The sequence below is a fragment of the Xylanibacter rarus genome (assembly GCF_001275135.1).
In the GTDB taxonomy this organism is placed as follows: Bacteria; Bacteroidota; Bacteroidia; order Bacteroidales; family Bacteroidaceae; genus Prevotella; species Prevotella rara.
Map to the genome: position 1 here is coordinate 112,596 of NZ_LFQU01000008.1, position 6,483 is coordinate 119,078.

Genomic DNA, 6,483 nt, shown 5'->3' on the forward strand with positions numbered 1-6,483 from the left:
GCTTCCCTATTTTATTATGGAATAATATGATTATTATTCTCCTTTTTCCATTTTAGCCTTAAGCTCAGCCAAAGCATCGATGTCGCCAAGTGTTGTTCCTGCAGCAACGTTATTTATAACAGGAGCATCTTCCTTCTTGGCCTTCTTTGCACGAGGAGCTTTCTTCGGCTCTTCTTTTACATCCTCGAATGTACGGCTGTGTGACAGAATGATACGTTTTGTTTCTTTTACAAACTCAATTACCTTGAACTGGAGCTCTTCACCCGGCTGAGCCTGTGAACCGTCTTCCTTTACAAGGTGCTTAGGTGTTGCGAAACCTTCTCCGCCTTCATTCAGAGTGATAACAGCACCTTTGTCCATTATTTCGGTAATCTTACCAGTGTGGATTGAACCCGGTGTGTATATTGTTTCGTATGTATCCCAAGGATTCTCCTCAAGCTGCTTGTGGCCAAGGCTGAGACGACGGTTCTCTTTGTCTATTTCAAGAACAACAACGTCTATTTCTGCACCAACCTGAGTAAATTCTGATGGGTGCTTTACTTTCTTGGTCCAAGACAAATCGCTGATATGGATGAGTCCGTCAACACCTTCTTCGAGTTCTACGAAGATACCGAAGTTAGTAAAGTTGCGAACCTTTGCAGTGTGCTTGCTTCCAATAGGATATTTAACTTCGATTGTTTCCCATGGATCTTCTTTAAGCTGCTTGATGCCGAGTGACATCTTACGCTCTTCACGATCAAGAGTTAAGATAACTGCCTCAACTTCATCGCCAACGTGCATGAATTCCTGTGCACTGCGGAGATGCTGGCTCCAGCTCATTTCTGAAACATGGATAAGACCTTCAACACCAGGAGCTATTTCTACAAATGCACCATAGTCAGCGATAACAACTACCTTACCCTTAACATGATCGCCAACTTTGAGGTTAGGATCAAGTGCATCCCATGGATGTGGAGTGAGCTGCTTCAGACCGAGAGCAATACGTTTCTTGTCATCATCAAAGTCAAGAATAACAACGTTAATCTTCTGGTCAAGTGCAACAACCTCATGCGGATCGCTTACGCGGCCCCAAGAAAGATCTGTGATGTGGATGAGTCCGTCAACACCTCCAAGGTCAACGAATACTCCGTATGATGTAATATTCTTGACAGTTCCTTCGAGGATCTGGCCTTTTTCAAGCTTGCTGATAATTTCTTTCTTCTGTGCTTCAAGTTCAGCTTCAATAAGAGCTTTATGTGAAACAACAACATTGCGGAATTCCTGATTGATTTTAACAACTTTGAATTCCATTGTCTTTCCTACGAATACATCGTAGTCGCGTATAGGATGAACGTCAATCTGGCTTCCCGGGAGGAATGCTTCGATACCGAATACGTCAACAATCATACCACCCTTAGTGCGGCACTTAATGTAACCCTGTATAACTTCCTCGTTATCAAGGGCTGCGTTAACGCGCTCCCAGCTCTTGCTGAGGCGAGCCTTTTTGTGTGAAAGCAGAAGCTGACCTTTTTTGTCTTCCTGATTTTCAACATAAACCTCAACAACATCTCCGATTTTTAAATCGGGGTTATAGCGGAACTCGCTTGCAGGAATAACACCGTCGCTCTTGTAGCCAATATTGACAACGACTTCTTTCTTGTCAATAGAAATTACCTTTCCGTCTACAACCTGGTGCTCGCTAACTTTGTTAAGGGTTTCATCGTAAGCTTTTTCAAGTTCTTCTTTGCTTACATTTGCTTTGCTTCCATTCTCAAACTCGTCCCAATTGAAGTCTGATAATGGTTGTACGTTCTTTAAATCTGACATAAAAATTAAAAATAAATTAAATAATTAATAAAGTTCGACTTTATATTTGTTTATAAATCGGCTGCAAATTTACAACCTTTTAATTTTATATTTCTGTTTCCTGTAATTTTATTTCCTTATTTTTGCCATTTTATGGCGTTTTTAATTTTTTTTAAGTGTTTACAACTGCCTCAACCCGCTGATTAGTCTGTTGTTTCACCTTCTTTTGGTGCTTTTAGTATAATACTTGTGGCTCCGATTGTGAATAATGTGCCATCATGTATAATCCTTTTTTCTTTATTCCCCAAAATTTCATTATCTACAAATGTGCCGGTGTAGCTGGGGCCGTCGCTTAGGGTGTATTTCAGATGCCCCTTCTTGTCTCTGGATACATTTATATTACAATGGGTAATATCTATACTTGGGTCATTTGTCTCAATAGGAGTGTTTGTCTTGCTTCCTTTCATATATCGGCCAATTATGTTGTCTCCGAATTTTAGCGGTATGACCTGCTTATAATGAAAGACATTTTCGATGACAATTAATGCTCCGAATTCGTCATTATATTCATTTTCGTTTAATATCTCATCTTTTTGCGGATTTCTAAGTTTTGTGGCTCCAATTCTAATACCAAATTGTTTGCCACATTGTGGACATTCAAATATAAGTGACTGCCCCTCTTTGTATTTTGTTTCATCAAATGTGATAAATCCATCACATTTTGGACATCTAACTCTTTTCATTATATTATTTTATCTGGTATACCCAAGCGTCATAAAAAAACTCATTGCCTCTCAGGTCATTGAGGGCGTTATATGCATCATTTCTGGTCTTGTATTTTCCGTATACAACTTTGATGGATTTATTGTCTTCAATTAAAGTGCTTGCTTCATATCCCTTTGTAGTAAGCTTCGTAACAAAAGCGTCTGCATTCTTTTTTGTTACTCTGCTTGCCAATACAATACAAAAATATTTGTCTTGTTTGACAGACTTTAATTCCTCTGGAGCCTGTACCGACTTGTTGCTAATATTTTTTGAATTGATATCAGCTTTACTTTCCTTCTTTAATTGTATATTTTCTTTCGTGATATTATTGTAACTGTTTTTGATTAAGTTATGAATAATACCATTGTCCATATTCCCCATTTGTATAATTTTGTTATTGTTGTTTATTGGGGAAGACCAGGCGAAGAATGTTATTATTGCAATAAATACTGCCAATACGCTTTTAAATAGCTTTATTTTTGTTGATGGCGTATTGTTGCTTGATTCATTGAATGTTTCTTCTAATACGTCGTTCTCTTTTATCCTATAGTTTAATGGAGATGTTGAAAATGTTACAGTGGCAGTCGTCCTATCCGAATTCGCTCTGTTTTCATGACATACGTCATTTTCTTTAGATATGTTACTGTCATCCTCTTCTCTTTTCATTTCAAAAGAACTGAGGCTGTACAGATCTGGTGTCAGGATTCCTGCTTCGCAAGGTTTGAACTCAAGGTTACCGTCGTTGTTTAAATATAATGTACCGATATCGCAGAGTTCGTAAGACCCTTCGTTATATATAATTTGTTTTAATTCATTTACCTCTCCTGAGATACGGTTCTGTGCATCAGGATAGCTTATGTCATAAGCTTCTGTATACGATTGTACAAGTAAGGAATCATTGATGTTTAATTTGGGGTTGAAACCTAATGTCCTTTGAGGGGGCAGGAATAGACAATCCCTTTCATCGTAAGTAGCCGGGATGTGGCTGGCGATAAAACCGCCAAGTCCGGGTACGATGACACAGTCATTCCTTAATAATAATATTTCAATATGTCTTTCTAATTCTATCACGGATGCAAAATTACTCGTTTTTGATTAAAAAACAAATAATGTAGCTTATTATGAAGATTTTTTTAATCATGCTGCAATAATTCGGATAATATTTTTAATTTTGCAGATAAATTATTAAGAAATTATATTCAAATTATGAATTACATAAAAACAGAAATAGATGGAGTTTTATTATAGAGCCAAAGGTTTTTAATGATTCCAGAGGATATTTTTTTGAGGCTTTTTAAATATTCTGACTTTAAAGAGCACGTAGGGCAGGTTTCATTTATTCAAGATAATGAATCAAAATCGTCTTATGGCGTCTTGCGTGGCTTGCATTATCAGAAGGGGGATTTCTCACAGGCTAAATTAGTACGTGTCATTAAGGGACGTGTACTTGATGTTGCAGTAGATCTCCGGAAGGATTCTTCAACTTTCGGTAAGCATGTAATGGTAGAATTGAGCGATGAAAATAAGAAACAATTCTTTATTCCTAGGGGATTTGCTCATGGATTTTTGGTCTTAAGTGACGAGGCAATATTTACGTATAAGGTGGACAATGTCTACTCTCCGGAGAGCGAGGCGTCAATAAGATTTGATGATCCTGATTTGAATATAAATTGGCCGATAGACTCGAATGATATTCTGACAAGTCAGAAAGATCTGAATGGAGTGGCTTTTAAAGATGCAGAATATTTTAATGTATAGGTGTAATATATAATTTATAGCCGAATGAATATAGCAATTGTTGGAACAGGTTATGTCGGATTGGTTTCTGGTGCTTGCTTTGCTGAGACTGGGGCAACTGTAACATGTGTGGATGTTGATTGCGCGAAAATTGCAGCATTGAGGAAAGGTATTATACCTATTTACGAACCAGGGTTAGATGAACTTGTTGTAAAAAATATTAATGCCGGCAGATTAAAGTTTTCTACCTCATTGGCAGAAGTCTTAAATGATCAGCAGATTGTATTTACTGCAGTAGGCACACCTCCGGATGAAGATGGAAGTGCTGATTTGAAATATGTTCTTCAGGTTGCTAAAACAATAGGGGAGAACTTAAACCGGTATTTGGTAGTTGTGACAAAAAGCACCGTTCCAGTTGGAACTTCTCACAAAATTGCTGATACAATAAAGGCAGAACTGAAAAAACGTGGTGTGGATGTTGCATTTGACGTAGCAAGCAATCCGGAATTTCTTAAGGAAGGTAATGCCATTAAAGATTTTATGAGTCCGGATCGGGTTGTTATTGGGGTAGATAGTGAAAGAGCAAAGAATATTTTGACAAAATTATACAAGCCGTTTCTTCTGAATAATTTTCGTGTGATTTTCATGGATATTCCTAGTGCAGAGATGACAAAATATGCTGCAAACTCAATGTTGGCCACCCGTATCAGTTTTATGAATGATATTGCCAACCTTTGTGAGCTTGTTGGCGCTGATGTTAATAAGGTTAGAGCAGGCATAGGATCTGACACACGTATAGGCCGTAAATTTTTATATGCAGGATGTGGATATGGAGGATCTTGTTTCCCTAAGGATGTTAAGGCTTTAATAAAAACGGCCGATGATAATGGATATTCGTTGGAAGTATTGAAGGCTGTTGAGAAAGTTAACGAAAGACAAAAAGAGGTGTTGTTCAAAAAGTTAGTTAAAGCCTTTGACGGAGAATTGAAAGGTAAGTCTGTTGCATTGTGGGGATTGGCCTTTAAACCAGAAACCGATGACATGCGTGAATCAACAGCATTGGTTGTTATAAAGAAGTTGTTGAATGCAGGATGTAAAGTGCAGGCCTATGACCCTGAAGCAATGAATGAATGTAGACGCATAATTGGCGATAAGATAGAGTATTATGAAAATAAATACGATGCTTTGCAAAATGTTGATGCATTGATTTTGCTGACAGAATGGAAAGAGTTTAGATTACCGGATTGGAATGTTGTCGCCAATAAAATGCATAGAAAATTAATCTTGGACGGAAGGAACATATTTGATAATGATGATTTGGCGGAGCATGGTTTTGAATATCATTGTATAGGAAAATGATTAGAAATATTATATACATATTCGTATCGGCAATAGCTCTATTGTTTATTGGAAGTTGTAATAACTTGGATAAACGTGAAAAGCCTGTAGCTGAAAACCTGAAGGCAAAATCTATGTTGGAAGGAATTTGGTTGGATGCAGATGGGGAAAATGTTACATTTCGTATAAAAGGTGATACTGTGTACTATCCTGATTCAATGAGTCAGCCGGTAATGTTTAAGATTATTGCTGATACGATGATTTTTTATGGTAATAATATTTCAAAGTATCCTATAGTAAAACAAAGTCCAAATATATTTGAGTTTAAGAATCAAAATGGTGATATTGTTAAGTTGGTTAAAAGTGACGATCCTAATGATGCTATGCAATTTGTGCAGCATTCTCCAATCGTCTTAAACCAAAATAAAGTCATTAAACGAGATTCCGTGGTTAGTTTTTCTGATAAGAATTATCATTGTTATGTTCAGATAAATCCTACTACATATAAAGTTTATCGCACATTTTATAATGATGAAGGACTTGAAATTGAGAACATTTATTATGATAATATTATTCATATTAGTATATTCTCAGGTAGTTCAAAATTATTTTCTAAAGATTTCAGAAAAGATGATTTTGCATCTTGCGTCCCAAAGAATATGCTTAGCCAATGTGTTTTGAGCGATATAAAATTGGATTATCTGGATAAATCAGGTTTTCATTATCAGACGCAGTTGGCAATTCCTGATAGTCCTAGTTGTTTTATTGTTAAGCTGGCTATTACGTATAAGGGTAAAATAAGTATGTCAGTTGCACAATAATTTGTTTAATATTTAGTGCATCGGGGGGAGATTTAAA

Annotated in this window: 5 protein-coding genes and 1 pseudogene; 3 read left to right on the plus strand and 3 right to left on the minus strand. The window is 36.8% G+C overall.

Annotated elements, in window-relative coordinates:
• Positions 1-33 precede the first annotated feature (33 nt).
• The 3 genes from rpsA to ACU52_RS06010 form a co-directional block, all read right to left on the minus strand.
• Entirely contained in the window at positions 34-1,806 is a 1,773-nt protein-coding gene (rpsA, locus tag ACU52_RS06000; protein ID WP_021854576.1) for a 30S ribosomal protein S1, read from the minus strand.
• A 182-nt stretch (positions 1,807-1,988) separates the two neighbouring features.
• Positions 1,989-2,528, minus strand: coding sequence for an FHA domain-containing protein (locus tag ACU52_RS06005; RefSeq protein ID WP_053398116.1), 540 nt, complete (start codon positions 2,526-2,528; stop codon positions 1,989-1,991).
• Between the two features lie 4 nt (positions 2,529-2,532).
• A complete protein-coding gene (locus ACU52_RS06010; RefSeq protein ID WP_053398117.1) occupies positions 2,533-3,621 on the minus strand; it encodes an HU domain-containing protein in 1,089 nt (362 codons plus the stop codon).
• A gap of 135 nt (positions 3,622-3,756) precedes the next feature.
• Here ACU52_RS06010 and rfbC point away from each other — a divergent pair.
• The 3 genes and pseudogenes from rfbC (at position 3,757) to ACU52_RS06025 (ending at position 6,446) form a co-directional block, all read left to right on the plus strand.
• Positions 3,757-4,308 (plus strand): annotated as a pseudogene (gene rfbC / locus ACU52_RS06015) (dTDP-4-dehydrorhamnose 3,5-epimerase).
• Between the two features lie 24 nt (positions 4,309-4,332).
• Positions 4,333-5,646, plus strand: coding sequence for a UDP-glucose dehydrogenase family protein (locus ACU52_RS06020; RefSeq protein WP_053398118.1), 1,314 nt, complete (start codon positions 4,333-4,335; stop codon positions 5,644-5,646).
• Between the two features lie 65 nt (positions 5,647-5,711).
• Positions 5,712-6,446 (plus strand): DUF4738 domain-containing protein, encoded by a 735-nt coding sequence (locus tag ACU52_RS06025; protein ID WP_162207750.1) that lies wholly within the window; start codon positions 5,712-5,714, stop codon positions 6,444-6,446.
• Positions 6,447-6,483 lie beyond the last annotated feature (37 nt).